The sequence below is a fragment of the Deltaproteobacteria bacterium genome, from assembly GCA_028818775.1.
GTDB lineage: Bacteria > Desulfobacterota > Binatia > UBA9968 > JAJDTQ01 > JAJDTQ01.
In genome coordinates this window covers 1-17,469 of sequence record JAPPNE010000072.1, presented here as the reverse complement: position 1 = coordinate 17,469, position 17,469 = coordinate 1, and the positions used below count along the sequence as shown (strand labels likewise).

The window sequence follows — 17,469 nt, the reverse complement described above, 5'->3', positions numbered from 1 at the left end:
GGATTTTCGTTGCGCACCCAAAAAAGAGGCGCCATGGTATCAGATCGGGTCTCGCCGTGCGACCGGATCATGGGTGCAATACCCGCGCAAACTGGTTTTGTCGGACGGCCTTCGGTACTATGGAGCCGCGTTGGCGAAGAAGAGGCTGGGCGAGCGGCAATCACGAGCGGACCGACATGAACGAAATCCGATTCATCGACACCACCCTCAGGGACGGCCATTTGAGCCTGTGGGCGCTGCGCATGCGCATCGGCCACATGTTGGGCGCCGCCCGGCAGATGGACCGCTGCGGCTTCGAGTCCATGGAGTTCTTTGGCTTCGCCAGCATCATCAAGCAGGTGCGCGAGCTGAAGGAGAATCCTTGGGACTGGGTGCGGCTGGGAGTCAAGGAGTTTTCCAGGACCCGGCTGCGCTACCATGGCGGCCTCGGCTCCGGGTTCGAGGCCATTCCCCCGTGCGTGATCAGGCTCGTGCTGGAGCGGGTCATTGCCCACGGCATCACCCTCACGCGCTCGTCCAACCCGTGGAACGACTACACCGTGCTCGCCAAGGAGATAGAGACCCTGGGAAAGATGGGCATGGAGGTGGTGGCCAACGTCATCTACTCGGTCTCTCCCAAGCACACCAACGAGTACTACGAGCGCAAGGTCCGGGAGCTGGCGGCGCTGCGGCCCTACCGCATCTGCTTCAAGGACGTCGGCGGGCTGCTCACGCCGGACCGCACCCGCGAGATGCTCCAGTTGGTCATGGCCAACGTCGGCGACATCCCGCTCGAGTTCCACGCCCACTGCAACAACGGCCTTGCGCCGCTGAACTACGTCGAAGCCCTGAAGCTGGGGGTCAGGACGCTGCACACGTCCGTACCGCCCTTGGCCAACGGCTCCGCCCAACCCTCCATCTTCAACGTCGCGGCCAACGCCCAGGCCATGGGGTTGACTCCGATGGTGAACCTGGAAGCCGTCAAGCCCGTGGAGGAGCACTTCACCCGGGTGGCCCGCCAGGAGAATTTTCCCTTCGGCGCGCCGCGGGAGTACGACCACGCGCAGTACCTGCACCAGGTGCCCGGCGGCATGATCTCCAACCTGCGTTACCAGCTAGCGACGGTGGGCATGGGCGACCGGATCGAAGAGACCCTGGAGGAAGCCGGGCGCGTGCGCGAGGAGTACGGTTACCCCATCATGGTGACGCCCCTGGCGCAGTTCGTGGGCACCCAGGCGGCGGTCAACGTCATGGTGGGAGAGCGCTACAAGGAGGTCACCGACCAGAGCATTCAGTACGCGCTGGGGTATTGGGGAGAAGAGGGCGCGCGCCTCATGAACCCGGACGTCAAGGACAGGATACTGAGCCGCCCGCGGGCGGAGGAGTGGAGGTCCTGGGTCCGGCCCGAGCCCACGCTGAACGAGGTGCGACAAAAATTCGGCGGCCCCGGCGTTTCCGACGAGGAAATGGTGCTCCGGGTCATCGTCGGCACGGACTCCGTCAAGGCCATGCTGGACGCCGGCGCTCCCAGGGAATTCCTCGACGCCGGCCGCCCGGTCTCCGTGCTGCTCAAGCAGCTCGCCGGCGCCCGGGAGTTGCGGCAAGTCCACGTCCGGCAGGGGGGCCTGTCCATGCACCTTGGGCAGCGGGAAGCCTGAGCGCCTCCGCGTCGCCGGCGTCCGCATGACCTGAAGAGGAGCACCCGTGAAATTCAACGACCGCACCCTGTTCACCCTCGGCGTCTTCGTCGTCGTGCTCGGCTTCCTCATCCTCGCCCTGGAGTACCAGCCGCGCGCCCGCCTGGTGCCGCTCATCATCGCCGTCCCCACGCTGCTGCTGACCCTGTTCCAGTTCCTGATCGACGCCATCCCCGCCGTCGGCCGCCGCTTCAGCTTCTTCCGGGAATACGACCTCTTCGGCATCGAGACCGGGCGCGCCGCCGAACCCGCCGAGGAATCCCGCCCCTCCGGCAACGTCTTTCGCCGCGAGCTCGGCTTCGCCTCGTGGCTTCTGCTCCTGGTGGCGCTCATCTACTTCATCGGCTATCTCGCCGCCATCCCCCTCTTCATGATCCTGTTCATGCGCCTGCGCTCCTCCGAAAGCTGGCTCACGACCCTCTCTATCACTGCCGTCACGTGGGCGTTCGTCTACTTCGTCTTCATCGTGATAATGGGCGCCCCCCTGCACGAGGGGGTGGCATGGAAGGCGATGGGGATGTGAGCGGGTTTTGGAGCAGTGAGGCCGAATGCCCTCATATCGTTGAAGGAGCCTACTACGGCCCGGCTGCCCGTACGTAAGCCCGGACGACGTTTCGGTCCTACAGCGCTTGCGCAGCGGCCGGTACTACTAGTTTATACCGACGAGCATCCTCTGAGAAGGTGGTCTGCCCGGAACTGGTCAGGGTCGAGACTGCTGTTGTCAGCTTCAATCACCGAGCTTCCTCCGACTTCTCATGAAGCCCAAATACTGGACAAGTTCCGCTTCTTCTTCCTCGGTTAGGTTCTGACCGGCAAATGTTGCGATTCGTCCGTGTCTTTGATGGACGTTGCGGGCTCTAGTAGGCGTGACGAAACCTGCCCGCTCCATTAGAGCATCGTAGCTGACTCCATATAGCTCCGCGAGCGCGTGCAGGATGTTGGGCGAGGGCCTCTTGATCTGATTGTTCTCGATTTGGCTCAGGTACCCATTCGACACAACTCGATTCGTGGCCTTCTCGACCTCACGTAGGCTGAGTCCGCGATCCTGTCTAACGGAAGCGAGATATTGTCCGAGGGTAAGCTTTGCGGGATATCCGCCGTCTGTATGGGCCATTGAATGGACCTCCAGATCCTCAAATTTTGCGAAAAGTAACTCATCGTCGCTAATTTCGTCAAGCGCGCTCGGTAGTTGCTTGACAATCAAAGCGCGCGTGGTTATCTTAGCACAATAAGCCCCGGCATGGAGTTGGGGCACAGCAAGACAGCAAGGAGGAAAGAGTATGCACATGACGAAGGTGGGTGATCCCTGCCACAACGCCGACGAGATTCAGGGCTTCCGGCCAGCGGCACCCGACGGAGAGTTTTTGACCACGGTGAACGAGGTCGAAGTCCGCTTCGAGGATCCCGTGCCGAATGGTGGGCAGATCTTGGGCGAAGCCGGGTTCTTGCCGCCCGGGGACTACGTCCTCATCCAACTTCTCCGCCACGGTACGCGCTCCGTCGGCCTGGACGAGCCAGTCGATCTTCGCCGGAAGGGCACCGAGGCTTTCCGGGCCTTCAAGAACGACTGCGTGTACCGGTTCACGGTAAATGACCGAGGCTACGAGTGGGGCATCGCCAAGATCACGGAACCCGAGTTACGCTTCATAGCCAGCGTAGATGACGATGAGGTGCTGGTGCTGGAGCGTGATGGCCAGGACACCGACCTAGACGCTGACAGCATTCTCGAACTCGGAGACGCCGGCACCGAGCACCTGCGGACCGGTAAGCGTCTCGTGACGGTGTACTTGGACAATGACGTCGAGAAACAAATCCCAAGCGGCCCCTACACGACGGAAGAATTGAGCTGCGTTCTGGACGTTGAAGCCGGGTACCTGCTCAATGTCCTCGACGGGCAGGGCAAGCTCGTCCCGCTTCAGCCAGGGCAGACCACCCCGATCAAGGAGGGCATGAAGTTTTTCACACAGGTCCCGTGCGGAGGCTCCTCGTGAGCGATTCGGCAGATGAATTCGTGAGCCTCAAGGCGATGCATGAGATCGCTGTCCTCCTCAAGGAGGGTGGCAAGCCGGTCGCGTTGCTGCCGGCCTTCACTTTCACCGCCGGAGGCCGTGCGGAAACGATGGACCTGTTGCTCGTGCCCTTCGAGCACTCTGGTTATACGACACGCCTGTTCTTCGAGCGCAAGGTTGATAGCCACGGCAACAACTGGCGTCAGCATCGTGTGGTCGACCGAAATTGGTGGGCACCGTCATGGAACAACGTGCCTGCGACCTTGCCGTGGTCGGCTATGCTGTGTGCACACCTGAGAGCTGTTGCATGAAGGTTCGTTTCAAGATCACGACCGCTTTGCTGGCGAGTATACGTAACGACCTCCAGCGGCGGCATCCGTTAGCTCATGAGCGGGTGGGTTTCATTTCAGCGGGCTTGTCCGCCTGCGGTTCCGACTTGCTGGTGCTGGCACGCGGGTATCGTCCAGTGCGAGATGATGAATATCTCCGCGATCCGAGTGTCGGCGCAATGATGGGGGCCGACGCGATTCGCGGCGCCCTGCAATGGGCCATGCAGGACGGCGTTGCGCTGTTCCACGTCCATACCCATGGTGGGCGCGGGATTCCTAGTTTTAGTCCCATCGACCTGCGCGAGAACTCGAAGTTCGTTCCCGATCTCCTCAAGGTCGCGCCGCAGCGTGCACACGGCGCCATCGTGCTCAGCGACACTGCGGGGCAAGGTTTAGTTTGGTTCGACCGCTCGCAATCGCCTCACGTCATCGCCTCCTTCGTCGAAGTTGGTGCCCCTCTTCGAAAATGGAGTGTCGTATGACCCGGCTTGATCGCCAGAGTTTCCTCGGTCCTGACAGCGACATGGTACTGGATGCCGCAACCATCGGCATAGTCGGCCTCGGTGGCGGCGGCTCGCACGCGGTCCAGCAGGCCGCTCATATGGGAATCGGCGGATATGTCAATGTGGACCCTCAGACAATCGAGGACACAAACACCAACCGCCTCGTCGGCGGCACGTTGGCCGATGTCGATTCTGAGCGTCCCAAGACGGACATCGCGCAACGGCTCATCCTTGGTCTTCAGCCTCACGCACGGGTTGTCTCCGTTCGCGATAGTTGGCATACGGCGACCGATCAGTTGAAGACCGCCGACTTAATTGTCGGCGCCGTGGACTCGTTCAGAGAGCGCGAGCAGATTGAGCGCTTCGCACGCCGGTACCTCATACCGTACATCGACATCGGCATGGACGTGCATGATCTCGGGAAGAAGGGGTTTCTGGTGAGCGGCCAAGTCATCCTTTCCAGTCCGGGTTCACCGTGCCTGCGATGTTGCGGCCTCATTACTGATGACCGCGTCAAGCGCGAGGCTAACCGCTACGGTGCGGCCGGCGGGCGACCGCAGGTGGTGTGGTCGAATGGCGTTCTTGCTTCTACGGCGATAGGGCTGCTGACCCAGATGCTCACGCCTTGGTATGGGAATCCCCCTGCCTTCGTATATCTAGAGTACGACGGGAACAAAGGTACGGTATCGCGTAGCCCGTATATGGATACCCTCAGAGAGTGCATTTGCCCACACCATCCGCCCGGTGAAACGGGTGATCCGATGTTCGACGTCCGAACGCATCTGTGTCGTGAGCGTGGAGATCCACGTGCGCCCAGCAGTCGGACGTCGTGGTGGCACGCCCTCTGGCGTCGTATGCGGCCATTGAACTGAACCACGAACAGAGACTCCTGCTGCGAGAGGATCATCTGATTCTCCGCAGCCCGGTCGGAACTTTACGTGTGTTTTCGTCCACTTTAACTATTTGGATTTAAGGATTTTTTATGGTAAGTGGACGAAATTGGATCAGGTATGGTTGCTTTCCGTCCACCCGCAAACTGCTGATTTCGGAAATCTCAAATGCCGATAGGACCATGAAACAAGAGCGCAAAAAGACCACCGACATCGAAGCTGAGTTCCTCCAACTTGCACGGATTGCGCTTTCCGGGCGGACGCAGGACGTGCAAGTTGTCCTCCGTCGCATTGCCAAACGCCATCACCGTGCCGTGCCGCAATTGGCTGAAGCGCTGACGACTCTACTTCATGAATCCGCCACCCCCGCATCACCGTTGCGGCAGGCCGAGCTTCCGCTGCCGGTTGATCTCGACACCCGCCTGCATCTAATGCAGGTCGAGACCCATCCGATGCTTAATCACGAACCGGTCTTTGCGCCGAGTCTGGCGGCATCTCTCAGTCAATTGGTCAAGGAGCGTCAGAATCTGGAAGCGTTGGTGCGCGCCGGTTTGGACCCCACGCGTGCCGCGTTGTTCGTTGGACCACCGGGCGTTGGCAAGACGATGGCTGCACGCTGGCTCGCGCGCGAGTTGAAGAAGCCACTGCTGATTCTGGATCTTGCTGCGGTCATGAGCAGTTACCTTGGCCGCACTGGCAGCAACCTGCGGCACGTTCTCGAATACGCGAAGAACATAGATTGCGTACTGCTGCTTGACGAGTTGGATGCTATCGCCAAGCGTCGCGACGACCGCGGTGAGATTGGCGAACTCAAGCGACTGGTTACAGTCCTGATTCAACAGATTGACGACTGGCCCTCTTCCGGAATGCTCTTGGGCGCAACCAACCATCCGGATCTCCTTGACCCTGCCATCTGGAGACGCTTCGAGATGCACGTTGCGTTTCCGCTGCCGGATGAGGTTGCCATAGCGCGGTTTGTCGAAGCCATGCTTGCACCATACTCCCCCGTGGCCAAGCAATGGGGTAGCATTCTCGGGATTGCCTTCCGTGGCCGCTCGCTCAGCGATATCGAGCGTGATCTTGCTGTGGTCCGCCGGACCGCGGCTCTAGGAGATAAATCTCTCGACGAGCAGTTCGTTGTCTTCGTGTCCAGTCGCGCACTTTCCAAGTCTACGCGCATTGATTTGGCGGTGATGGTTGTAGAGCAGGGTCTACTTTCGCAACGAAAGGCCAGCGATCTTACCAGCGTCGCGAGGGACACGATCCGCAGCCACACGGCCCGCGCAAAGCGGCCGAGGCAACGTAACGGGGGAGGAACTGCATGACCAATCGCAATTTCCTCCTCGGCAAGGGCGAACGCCTTGTTGAGGATGTCGCTGGCGTCCGCGGGGGCGGCCCGAAACACCACCCCTACACCTTGACGGAAGCTAAGGCTCGGCTGATACCGATGCTGTCTCGGGTTGTTCGAGGCATCGACCGGTTGCCGGACGTGGCTTGCCCGGGCGACCAGGCCGTGGCTACGGTTACACTCAATCCTGAATATATCGCGAAGTCCTACTTTCCCGATGGTCTGTTCAGGACACTCGGCCTCGAAGCCGTCGGGAGCAGACCGCGTCGCATCACACCGGAAAAGCGTTCTAGGGACCGCCGGCCGGAGGAGGCCATCACAACTGAGTTGTTCGTGATGGGAACGCGCTCGGCCTTTCGCGCATGGCGTTCTGACCTACCCAATTGGAATGCCCAAGTTCAAGGCGGCTTGGAGTTGACCACGATCGAACGGGTCGCCGCCCCGACGGTGCGCGACAAGATTAAGGGCAAGCTTCCGAAGCTCGGCGATACGGTGTTTGAAGTCGTCCTTCATACGGACGGCCAACGCGATCAGAACCAGGTCATTCACGGGTTTCGCGATTATCTCGCGAGCCTCGGTGTTGATCAGAAAGTTGGTCACCGCTTCTATGCAGGCGGTCTTTGCTTCGTCGAACTCGATGCGCCAGCACCCCTTGCGGAAGAGATCGCGATGTTCACGCCGGTGCGCGCACTGAGACAGATGCCGCGGCTGCGAATGATGCGACCGACGTTCCGCGCATCGCGCGTACCTATGCGAGACATCCAACTTCCATTCAGAGAGCCGTTAGACCCCAATATTCGCGCGGCGATCTTCGACGGTGGCATTCCGAAAGGTCATCCGCTGAGGGTCTGGACCAATCCGATTGATTCAGCAGGGGTAGGCACCGCAAGCACCGACCTTCAAGAGCACGGTGTCGCGGTGACGTCCGCGTTTCTGTTCGGGCACATCGATCCCACCAAGCCGATTAACAGGCCATATGCACCGGTTGATCACTACCGCGTCCTCGACATCGCTCCGGGTCAAAACCCACATGAACTGTTTGAAGTGCTACATCGCATCGATAAAGTTCTGGTCGAGAAGGAGTACGACTTCATCAATCTCAGCATCGGCCCGCGACTTCCGATCGAAGACGACGACGTGCATGCGTGGACCGCTGTCCTTGATGATCGCCTTTCACGCGGCACGACGCTCGCCACCATTGCCGTCGGCAACGACGGCGAGGGGGATGCCGCCACGGGCCTTAATCGCATTCAGGTGCCTGCTGATTGCGTGAACGGACTCTCCGTGGGAGCCTGCGACAGTCCGGAAACGCCCTGGCAACGTTGCACCTATAGTTCGGTAGGTCCAGGCCGAAGCCCCGGGTTGGTCAAACCGGACTTAGTCGAATTCGGTGGATGCCTGCAGCGGCCGTTCATTGTGGTGAGCGAAGAAGCCAAGCCCAGACTGGAGGCGACTGAAGGTACTTCGTTCTCTGCACCTTCGGTCTTGCGCCTTGCGACCGGCGTGAGGGCCCATTTTGGAGCAAGCCTGAGCACCCTCGCGATCCGCGCATTGCTCATCCATACGACAGAGCCCTCCAACTATCCGTGTGAAGATGTCGGGCGCGGCCGCGTCGCACGATCAGTTCAGGACATAGTGCTGTGTGATGAGGACACAATTCGAGTCGTTTATCAGGGAGGGATCGCCCCGGCGCAGTACATTAGAGCTCGAATCCCCGTGCCTTCCGGCACGATGCCTGGCAGGGTCTTAATAACGGCCACATTGTGTTATGCTACAGACGTAGACCCGCATCATCCTGGCAACTATACGCGGGCCGGGCTCGAAGCAACGTTTCGGCCCCATGATCAGAAGCGCAAGGACCGGAAGCAGACCCATGCCAACACCAGAAGCTTCTTCGGAAAAACGCAAGGTGGCCTGCTGGGAGCCGCATTGCGCCACGACGCTTGGAAATGGGAAAATTGCCTCCATGGCGCGGTAGCGTTCCAGGGCCGCAGTTTGCGTAATCCGGTATTTGACATCCACTACAATGCGCGCCTCGAAGGTCGGAACTTCGCGCCGGACAAGGAACTCGCCTACGCGCTTGTGATCAGCGTGCAGGCGAAGATGGTTTCAGACCTTTACGATACAATAGTTCGCAAATACGCGACGTTGATCGAACCGTTGCGGCCGGTTGTCGAAATACCCATCACGTTATGATCATACTCCAATGAGTGTGAGCATAACGTTCCCAGCGAACACAGGCGCCTTGTAGGCTGACTGGTCCTGGCATCGCGTGACCCCCACAACAATTACGGCGCGGTTCGCTATGTCGGCGTCGGGGAGTTGAAAAACGCGGCGCTGGGTCGTGATAGTCTACGCAGACCGCGTTTGTCGGCCCGTCCGGCGTCCCCTAAGGCGGGTTTATCATGAAAAGATATCGCAAACCTCTCACGCCGACACAAATCGCGGCTGCGAAGGACGAGGACATGGACTTCAGCGATGTTCCGGAACTGGAGGAGACGTTTTGGTGGGATGCGGAAATCGTCGAGCCGCGGCCCAAGGAGCACGGTGAAGCACGCCCGGTCGAAGGCACGAGATCGTTGCCTGTAGGGGCGACCGACCGGTCGCCCCTACAAGCGGGGAAGGGGTCTTGACGCCGCCTGTAGGCGCGGCGCTCTACGCCGAAGTCAGCTTCCAGGTGCCGTCGGGCTGGCGGCAGGCGGTGCCGTAGGCTTCTTCGGTACGGCCGCCGATGGTGATGGTCTGGGTGAACTCGCGGCAGTAGGTGCCGTCGTTGCGCTGGAAGGTCTTGCGCGGTGTGATGGTGCCTTGGTTGCCGGAATCGGGGTTCTTCCACGCGGTGGTTTGTCCGACGGGCGCCGTCTCCAGTGAACTTTGGGTCGCCCGCTCCATGGCGAGCCGGTCCGCGCGGTCGAGCGACTTGCCGATCTCGTTGCCGATGGCCGCGCCGAGGAGCGTGCCTATTCCGGTCGTGACCAGCTTCCCCCGTCCTTTGCCCATCTGCGCTCCGGCGATGCCGCCGGCCACCGCGCCCAGCAGCGTGCCCGCGCTTTCCTTCTCGCCGGCTCCGCTCAAACAACCGGAAAGGGATACGGCCAACAAACCGACCAGGGCCAGTCTCAGAATGTTGTACATGGAGTCTCCTTCCACTTTACTTTGGCCGCATCCCCGCTCCTTGTGGAATGCGCCGAGACCATAGGCTTGGGAAGCTCTGAACAATTTCCGAAGGGCGCTCTCACAATTGATCAGAGTTTCCCTTAATTGTTGCTGAACTGCCAGCAGAGTCAAGCAGTTCTCCCGTTCAATATACCGAGTCGAACCTGGGAACCACGCATAGCGGGCGAGGCATCACGGATCGGGTTTCGCCAAACCGAGCGGGTGCGGGCCACACGATCCTACGAGAACAACTCCAACTGATCGTCCTGCTTCCGCGCACGGGCAATGGAAGGCCGGGAGCGCTTTTTTTCCAGGAGCCTCTCCTCGATGTCCGCCAAGTAGGGTGAGGGGGACATCTCGCGGACCTTGCCGCGCCAGCGCCGCTTGCGGGCACGGCACAGGTAGAGCCGGGTCTGGGCGCGGGTAACGCCGACGTAGAACAGGCGGCGCTCCTCGGCGGGGTCTTCGGGCTCGGGCTTGCCCCAAGTCAGGGGGAGCAGGCCGTGCTCGCAGCCGACGATGAAGACCACGGGGAACTCCAGGCCCTTGGCGGCGTGGAGGGTGAGCAGCGATACGCGGTCGGCGCGGGGGTCCCAGGTGTCGACCTGGGTGCCGAGGGCCAGCTCGGAAAGGAACCGGTCCAGGTCTCCGCCGCAGGCGTCGGCCAGGGGGCGCAGCAGTTCCACGGCCTCCAGCGTGTCGGGGGCCGGTGATTGGGCGGGGCCGCGGGCGCGCTCGAGTCGCTCCCGCACGCTTCTCGCGCCGGGGGCGGGGGTGTTCTCCAGGGCTTCCACCAGGGCGGCGACGCCGGGATGGTCCGACAGCGGGTTGTGGGAGCGTTGCTGGAAGGGCATGCCGGAGCGTGCGAGGGCTTCGGCCAGCGCCTCGGCCTGGGCCTCGGTGCGGTAGAGCACGGCGAAGTCCGAGAACGAAAAATCGTGCCCCTGGGACTCGGTCGAGCGGCCGCTGTCGAGGGAGAAGAAGCTGTGTCCGCCCAGGATCTCTTCCAGCGACTGGACGACGAACTCCGCCTCTGCCTTCTCGCTCGGGGCCTCATGCAGGGTGACGAGGTTGGGTGCGTCGTCGAGCACGGGGATGGACGGCCCGGCCGAGGAAGCGGAGCCCATCACTTGGGACGACAGCGTCACGATGTTGCGGTCGGAGCGGTAGTTGCGGTCGAGGCGCACCACCCGGGCGCCAGGGAAATCCTCGGAAAACCGGTTGAAGAAGCGGACATCCGCCCCACGGAAGCCGTAGATGGCCTGATCGGGGTCGCCGATGGCGCAGATGTTGCCGTCGGGCGGCACCAGTTGCCCGATGAGGCGTACCTGCTGCTCGTCCACGTCCTGGTACTCGTCGATGCACACCCAGGGATACTGCTGCCGGACTCGTGCGCGGGCTTCGGCATCGTTTCCCAGGGCGTCGGCGGCGCGGATGACGAGGTCGTCGAAGTCGCACCAGTTGCGTGTTTCCAGGGCCTGCCGGTAGGCGTCCCAAGCCTTCGCGAGCTTGTCGCCGGCCGCGAAAGCGCCGGTCCGCTTGGCGTGGGAGATGGCCGACAGGTGGGCGCGGGCCTGGCGCTCGGAGATTGCCAGTGCCTCCTGCATCAACCGAAGGCGCTCGCCTTCCGGCGCCACCCGGAAACCGCGTTGCAGCCCGGCGGCGTTCCAGTGCTCGCGGAGCAGGGCGAGGCCGAGGGAGTGAAAGGTGTGGAGCGGGATGTCGGCCCAGGTGTCCGGCAGGAGCGCCCGCAGCCTGTTGCGCATCTCATCAGCGGCCCGGCGCGTGAACGTCACGGCCAGACAGCCGCCCGGAGCGGCCTTACGGCTCTCGATCAGGTGGGCGAGCCGATGGGTCAGCGTGCGGGTCTTTCCCGATCCCGGGCCGGCGACGATGAGCAGGGGCCCGTCGATGATCTCGGCGGCCCGGCGCTGCTCGGCGTCCAGCCCGGCCAGGAGGTCCCGGCTCCCGGGGGAGAAGTTCACCGGGAGCGCAAGTTGCCCCGACGAGACGTCGTCCCACGGCGGGTTCGCCGTGCAGGGCGCGTGTCCAGCGTCGGCAGGGTGTCGTTCCCGGTCTCCCGCCGGGCCTGGCACGGCCGGCGGCGCCGGCTCGCGGACCACTCCGGCGCTCATGTCCTCCGCTTCGAAGAGCGCCGCTCCGCGGCTGCGCCGCGCCAGCTCGCCGTCCCGGAACAGGCGGATGGTCCCGTAAACGCCGTCATATCCGGCTTCGCAGATCACCTCCCGGCGGCGCAGGCGTGCCACGGCCTCGGCCACCAGCGCCGGCGCTACCGGGTTGATGTCTTCCAGCGGCACGCTGTTCAGCAGTTGAAGCTCCGGTCCCAGCCGCGCCAGCAGGCCCTCGTAGTCCATGGCCACGCGCTTGCTCTTGGGGCCGACCCGGTTGATCTCGCCGAGGATTTCCGGGAGCGGGATCAGCCCTTGAGTGTCCCCGGCGGTGTCGGGGGGTTGTGCGCCGGGAGCCCGGTCGGCCAGGTCCTCGACCCGGTGCATGACCCCCACGGTCAGGGGCTTTCCGCACGACGGGCAGCGGCCCTGGTGCCGGCGGGTCTCGTCCGGCTCCAGCCGGACGTTACAGTTCCTGTGTCCGTCCAGGTGGTACTTGCCCTCCTCCGGGAAGAACTCCAGGGTGCCGCCGTATCCCTCGCCGGTCTCCAGCGCCCGGCGCAGGGAGAAGTAGTCCATCTCCGTGTCGAACACGCACACCTCGCGCCCGAGTTTCTCCGGGGAGTGGGCGTCGGAATTGGACACCAGCCGGAAGCGGTCCAGGGAGGATACCCGCCAGTTCATGGGCGGGTCCGACGACAGCCCCGTCTCCACCGCGAAGATGTGCGGCGCCAGGTCCCCGTAGCAGTCGTCGACGGCGTCGAAGCCGGACTTGGAACCCAGCGCGGCGAACCACGGCGTCCACACGTGGGCGGGCACGAGGTAGGAGCCGGGCCCGGACTCCAGGGTCATCTCCAGCAGGTGGCGCGAGTCCAGCCCCAGGATCGGGCGGCCGTCCGAGTGGAGGTTGCCGATGCGGGTGAGGGCGGCCACCAGCCGGTCCACGGCGTCGAAGTCCGGGGCGTAGACCAGGTGGTGGATCTTCCGGGTCTTGTCTCCCTTCTTGTAGATGGTGGAGATCTCCACCGACAGCATGAAGCGCACCGGGTTGAGGCTGCCGGCACAGGCCGGCGGAAGCTCCGCTTCCACGGCCTTCTCGAGGTCGGGACGCAGCCGGAAGAGGCCGGGCTCCGCCGGCACGAGCTGCTCCTTCAGCTCGGCGCGCCACGCCGGATGGGTGAAGTCGCCGGTGCCGACGACGCCGATGCCCTTCTTGCGCGCCCAGATGGCCAGGTGCTTGAGGTCGCAGTTGCGGCTGGTGGCGCGGGAGAAGCGGGAGTGGACGTGCAGGTCGGCGTAGTAGAGCATGAGTCCAGGTGTTCTCGACCGGCCGGACGCTACGGCGCGTCCGCGCCTTGCCGCGCTTGCCACGCCCGTTTGAGCGGTCCGAGCAGCGGCAGGCCCAGGGCCGCCAGGATGAGCAGGGTCAGCACCAGCGAGATCGGACGGGTGACGAAGATCAGGAAGCCCGTGTCCGAGATGAGCAGCGTCTGGAACAGCGAGACTTCGGCGATCTCCCCGAGCACGTAGGCGAGGATGAAGGTGATGAAGGAGTAGTTGTACTTCTTCATGCCGTAGCCGACGAAGCCGAACACGAGCACGGCGAACGCGTCCAGGAGATTGTTGCGCAGCACGAAGGCGCCGACGAAGCTGATCACCAGGACGATGGGGATGATGAGCGTGACCCGGATGCGCGTGATCTTGACGAGCTGGTTGGCGAAGAGGAGCCCCAGGATGGAGGTCCACACGTTGGCGGCGATCAGCGCCAGCACCAGGGTGAAGACCGTAGCTTGGTGCGTGGTCAGCAGCTCCTTGCCGGGGTTCAGGCCGAGCAGCAGCAGTCCCACCAGCAGGATGGCGTGGGGCGCGCTCCCGGGAATCCCGAAGGCCACCGTGGGCAGCAGCGCGCCGCCGTCCTTGGCGTCGTTGGAAGCCTCCGGCGCGAGCACGCCCTCCGGTGCGCCGCGGCCGAAGTTGGCGCGGTTCCGGGAGGTGGCCTGCGCCTGAGCATAGGCCAGAAAGGCCGCGACATTGGCGCCGACGCCCGGGATGATGCCCACCACGCAGCCGATCACCGCGCTCCGGACCAGCAGAAAGAAGTTGGCGAGCACGAACCGGACGCCGTCCAGCACGTCCCTGACCGTGGGCCGCACCACCCCGGTGTCCTGGACCAACTCTTCGCCCTTCACCGCCAGGAAGAACATCTCGGAAACGGCGAAGATGCCGATGGCGATAACCCCCGTGTGGACCCCGTCCCAGAGATAGTCCAGGTCGAAGGCGTACCTCACGTCCCCGGTAATCGGAGAGTACCCGATGAAGGCCACCAGGAATCCCAGACCCGCGGAGATGAGCCCCTTGACCGGCTCGCTCTGGGTCAGCGACGCGATCAGGCTGATGCCCAGCAGCGCCATGAGGAAGAACTCCGGCGGGCCGAAGGAGAACACCACCGAGCGCACCACCGGCAGCAGCAGCAGGAAGATCACGTAGCCGAACACCGACCCGAGGGCGGACGCCGTCGCGGAGATGGCGAGGGCGTAGCCGGCGCGGCCCTGCCGGGCCAGCGGATGCCCGTCGAAAACCGTCGCGATGTTGGCGACGGTGCCGGGGACGTTGAGCAGGATGGCGGAGATGGAGCCGCCGAAGGTGATCCCGCCGATGGAAGCGGCGAAGACCATCATGGCCAGTTTCGTCTCCATCGCCATGATGATGGGCAGCGACAGCGTCAGGATGACGATGCCGCCCAGGCCGGGCAGGGCGCCGAAGAGCATGCTCACCGTGACGCCGAGAAGCACCACCAGGACGTTGGGAAACCCGAAAACGTTGAGCAGCGCTTCGCCGATGGCCTCAATCACGGAGCATCTCTTTCAGCGTGTTGGCCGCGACGCCCATGGAACGCGCGGCTTGGCGTGGTGCGCCAACCTGGCGGCCGGGCCACCAGGGCCGGCCCGGATGCGCGGACAGGACAATCCGCCGATCATCCGGGCCGGACGGTGCGGTAGGAGGCTTCAAGCCTGTTTCGAGCCTACTTCTTCTGCTGCGCCTTGTAGAGGGCGATCAGGTTCGCATAGTCCTTGATCAGGTTGTTCACGAGCATGGCCGTCTCTTTCCCGGTGGCGGGAGAGTGGATGACCTGGGCCTTGCTCTCGAGCTCCGCCTTGGACTCCATGATGACCTGGTGCACGGCGTTCCTCAGCACGTCCGCCACGGCCTGCGGCACCTTGGGCGGCGCCGCCACGATGATGTACAGGATGCCGCCGGCCATGAGGTCCTTGCGTCCCAGGGCCTCGGCGGACGGTATGTCCGGGAAGAACGGATCCTTGTCCTTCTCCGAGGAGAGCTGCACCAGGCCCCGGACCTCGCCGGACTTGATGAAGGTGATGACGCCGCCGGTGGTCTTGATGGTCGTGTCGACGTCGCCGCGCGCCACCGCCACCACCAGTGAACGGCCGCTCTTGTACCCGGTGACCTCCTTCACCTGCATGCCGGTCTTGTCGATGAGGTTGGCCAGCACGAACGACCCGGCCGACGCCGCACCCGCGGAGGCGACCTTCAGCGCCCGCTTCTTTCCTTCCGCGATGAGGTCGTCGAGCGACTTGATGGGGGAGTCCCCTTTCACGAACAGGAAACGGGGAGCGGTGGTGATCTTGGCCAGGTAGGTGAACTTGGCGAGGTCGAAGCCCACGTCCCGTGTCGCGGACTGCGCCAGTCCGCCCGCCGGCAGCATGCTGCCGATGACGCTCCCGTCCGCCGGTGAGCCGTAGAGCCTCTTCGTCCCCACGGTGCCGCCGGCTCCCGGCAGGCTCACCACCTTGACTTCCTTGACGCCGTTGCCCGCGAGCTTCGCCTGCAGCTTCGGCGCCAGCAACAGCGCCGAGGTCCCGGTGCCGCCCCCCAGTCCGAAGGGCACGATCCACGTGATCTTGCTGGGCAGCTTCTGGGCGCCGGCGGTGGTGCCGATCAACAGGCACAGAAGCATCGCCGCCATGCTCGCTCCGGCCAATGCAAAAGACTTGCGCAAACTCGTTCTTCTCCGCATGGTTCACCTCCGTGGCAAATATGCCAAACGCCAAGAATGACGGGTGGGGTCAGGCCGGCTCGGCCGGCCTGAACTTCGAGTGGGATTTTCTCATTGCCTGTGCGGCGTCGAAACGTTCTCTGAGGTATGCGGTTTGCTCCCGGACCGTTTCCGCCGCCGCCGCTTCGTCCTTGACCCGCAAGGCGGCCAGAATTTCCTCGTGCTGCCGGGCGATTACCTTACGCTCGCGCACCCGATAGACCACCATGTTCTCGATCGGCTGCAACGCCTCGATCACGGTGAACATGACGAACTTCAACACGGAGTTGTGGGTGGCGTCGGCGAGCGCTCGATGAAAGCGCACGTCCGAGGCGCAGAAGTCCTCGTCCGAGATCGACTCCCGCTGCTGGTAGTCGACCTCGCGGGCCATGGTGTCGAGTTCCGCCTGTCCGCATCGGGACACCGCCTGGCGGACGCACAACAACTCCAACTCCTGGCGCGCTTCCAGGATCTCCGGGATCTTGAATTCACCCAGGCTCACCAGGAGCGCGGTGGCGGTGGTCAGGTTGGAGCTGACCTCCTCACGGCTCGGCCGGTTGATGAAAGACCCGCCGGTCGCGCCGCGCCGCGATCGGATCAAGCTCTGCGCAGCCAACCGTTTCAATGCCTCGCGTATGGTAGGCCGCGATACCTGGAACTGGCGAGCGAGCTCTTCTTCGGTGGGAAGCCGGTCGTCGGCCTTGAGTCTCCCATCGGTGATGGATTCCCTGATGCGCTCGGCAATCTGCTTCGCGAGGCCGCCCGTCATCAATGGTTTGTAGATCACTTTCGCCTTGACCAACGCCCATCTCCCTTCCGTTGCCAATGTAAATTTGTTTGACAAATAAAGACCGCTACCCTAGTTTGTTACATTAGATTGATCGTCAAATTCAACGGAAGAGCATCCACGACCGTATAATTTCGAGTCCGAGTCGCTCAAGGGTTCGTCCGAATTTAACGGGAGGTGTCAAGATGTCCAAATCCAAACTCGCGACCATTGTAACCGCTCTAACCGCTCTGGCCGCAGCTGCCTCGATCCTTGCGCTGGGGCAACCGGCGGCCGCGGCCGATCGAACCGTCAAGATCGCGGGCTGGGGCGCGAAGTCCGGTCCGTTGCGCTCGTTCGGCGTCAACTCCGAAGCCGTGCTCAAGGCCGCCGTCAAGAGCATCAACGACGCCGGCGGCGTCAAGCTGGGCGACGGCACCATGGCGAAGATGGAGTTCACCTACTACGACTCCGCGTGCAACGCGGACCAGGCGATCTCCGTCGTGCGCAAGGTGGAATCGCAGACCGAGGCGCTGGTGGGCATCGGCCCGACGTGCTCCGGCGCCGCCGCGGCCATGTACGGCATCTTCCAGAAGAAGGTGGACGATG

The 17,469-nt window shown here is 63.2% G+C and carries 16 protein-coding genes; 10 read left to right on the top strand and 6 right to left on the bottom strand.

What is annotated here, in order from left to right:
- The first annotated feature begins 176 nt into the window (after positions 1-176).
- Positions 177-1,637 (top strand): hypothetical protein, encoded by a 1,461-nt coding sequence (locus OXU42_08970; protein MDE0029513.1) that lies wholly within the window; start codon positions 177-179, stop codon positions 1,635-1,637.
- 46 nt (positions 1,638-1,683) lie between these two features.
- Complete coding sequence (locus OXU42_08965; GenBank protein MDE0029512.1) at positions 1,684-2,199, top strand: tripartite tricarboxylate transporter TctB family protein; 516 nt, start codon at positions 1,684-1,686, stop codon at positions 2,197-2,199.
- Positions 2,200-2,403: 204 nt separating this feature from the next.
- Here the strand turns inward: OXU42_08965 and OXU42_08960 are convergent, their stop codons facing one another.
- On the bottom strand, positions 2,404-2,790 hold the full coding sequence (locus OXU42_08960; GenBank protein MDE0029511.1) for a helix-turn-helix transcriptional regulator: 387 nt from the start codon (positions 2,788-2,790) through the stop codon (positions 2,404-2,406).
- A gap of 172 nt (positions 2,791-2,962) precedes the next feature.
- Between OXU42_08960 and OXU42_08955 the strand changes: the two genes are divergently transcribed.
- From OXU42_08955 to OXU42_08925, 7 genes are all read left to right on the top strand, one after another.
- Entirely contained in the window at positions 2,963-3,667 is a 705-nt protein-coding gene (locus OXU42_08955; protein ID MDE0029510.1) for a multiubiquitin domain-containing protein, read from the top strand.
- Positions 3,664-3,996 carry a hypothetical protein gene (locus OXU42_08950; protein MDE0029509.1) on the top strand — a complete coding sequence of 111 codons (333 nt, stop codon included), beginning with the start codon at positions 3,664-3,666 and terminating at the stop codon, positions 3,994-3,996. Before OXU42_08955 ends, OXU42_08950 begins: the two co-directional genes overlap by 4 nt.
- The gene (locus tag OXU42_08945; GenBank protein ID MDE0029508.1) at positions 3,993-4,496 is read left to right on the top strand and encodes a hypothetical protein; all 504 of its coding nucleotides are present in this window, start codon (positions 3,993-3,995) and stop codon (positions 4,494-4,496) included. The genes OXU42_08950 and OXU42_08945 overlap by 4 nt, the downstream gene beginning before the upstream one ends.
- Complete coding sequence (locus OXU42_08940) at positions 4,493-5,389, top strand: ThiF family adenylyltransferase (protein MDE0029507.1); 897 nt, start codon at positions 4,493-4,495, stop codon at positions 5,387-5,389. Before OXU42_08945 ends, OXU42_08940 begins: the two co-directional genes overlap by 4 nt.
- A gap of 200 nt (positions 5,390-5,589) precedes the next feature.
- Positions 5,590-6,732 (top strand): ATP-binding protein, encoded by a 1,143-nt coding sequence (locus tag OXU42_08935; GenBank protein MDE0029506.1) that lies wholly within the window; start codon positions 5,590-5,592, stop codon positions 6,730-6,732.
- The gene (locus tag OXU42_08930) at positions 6,729-8,951 is read left to right on the top strand and encodes a S8 family peptidase (GenBank protein MDE0029505.1); all 2,223 of its coding nucleotides are present in this window, start codon (positions 6,729-6,731) and stop codon (positions 8,949-8,951) included. Before OXU42_08935 ends, OXU42_08930 begins: the two co-directional genes overlap by 4 nt.
- A gap of 209 nt (positions 8,952-9,160) precedes the next feature.
- Entirely contained in the window at positions 9,161-9,388 is a 228-nt protein-coding gene (locus tag OXU42_08925) for a hypothetical protein (GenBank protein MDE0029504.1), read from the top strand.
- A gap of 22 nt (positions 9,389-9,410) precedes the next feature.
- Here OXU42_08925 and OXU42_08920 read toward each other — a convergent pair whose 3' ends face one another.
- The 5 genes from OXU42_08920 to OXU42_08900 all read right to left on the bottom strand — a co-directional run bounded on the left by OXU42_08920 (position 9,411) and on the right by OXU42_08900 (position 16,896).
- Positions 9,411-9,890, bottom strand: a complete 480-nt coding sequence (locus OXU42_08920; GenBank protein MDE0029503.1) for an RT0821/Lpp0805 family surface protein — start codon at positions 9,888-9,890, stop codon at positions 9,411-9,413.
- Between the two features lie 260 nt (positions 9,891-10,150).
- On the bottom strand, positions 10,151-13,348 hold the full coding sequence (locus tag OXU42_08915) for a UvrD-helicase domain-containing protein (protein ID MDE0029502.1): 3,198 nt from the start codon (positions 13,346-13,348) through the stop codon (positions 10,151-10,153).
- A 29-nt stretch (positions 13,349-13,377) separates the two neighbouring features.
- Entirely contained in the window at positions 13,378-14,892 is a 1,515-nt protein-coding gene (locus tag OXU42_08910; protein MDE0029501.1) for a tripartite tricarboxylate transporter permease, read from the bottom strand.
- A gap of 170 nt (positions 14,893-15,062) precedes the next feature.
- Positions 15,063-16,025: a tripartite tricarboxylate transporter substrate-binding protein gene (locus OXU42_08905; GenBank protein ID MDE0029500.1), complete on the bottom strand. Its 963-nt coding sequence runs from the start codon at positions 16,023-16,025 to the stop codon at positions 15,063-15,065.
- 100 nt (positions 16,026-16,125) lie between these two features.
- Positions 16,126-16,896, bottom strand: a complete 771-nt coding sequence (locus tag OXU42_08900) for a FadR/GntR family transcriptional regulator (protein MDE0029499.1) — start codon at positions 16,894-16,896, stop codon at positions 16,126-16,128.
- A 170-nt stretch (positions 16,897-17,066) separates the two neighbouring features.
- Here OXU42_08900 and OXU42_08895 point away from each other — a divergent pair.
- On the top strand, positions 17,067-17,469 hold a 403-nt coding region (locus tag OXU42_08895; GenBank protein ID MDE0029498.1), incomplete at its 3' end, for an ABC transporter substrate-binding protein.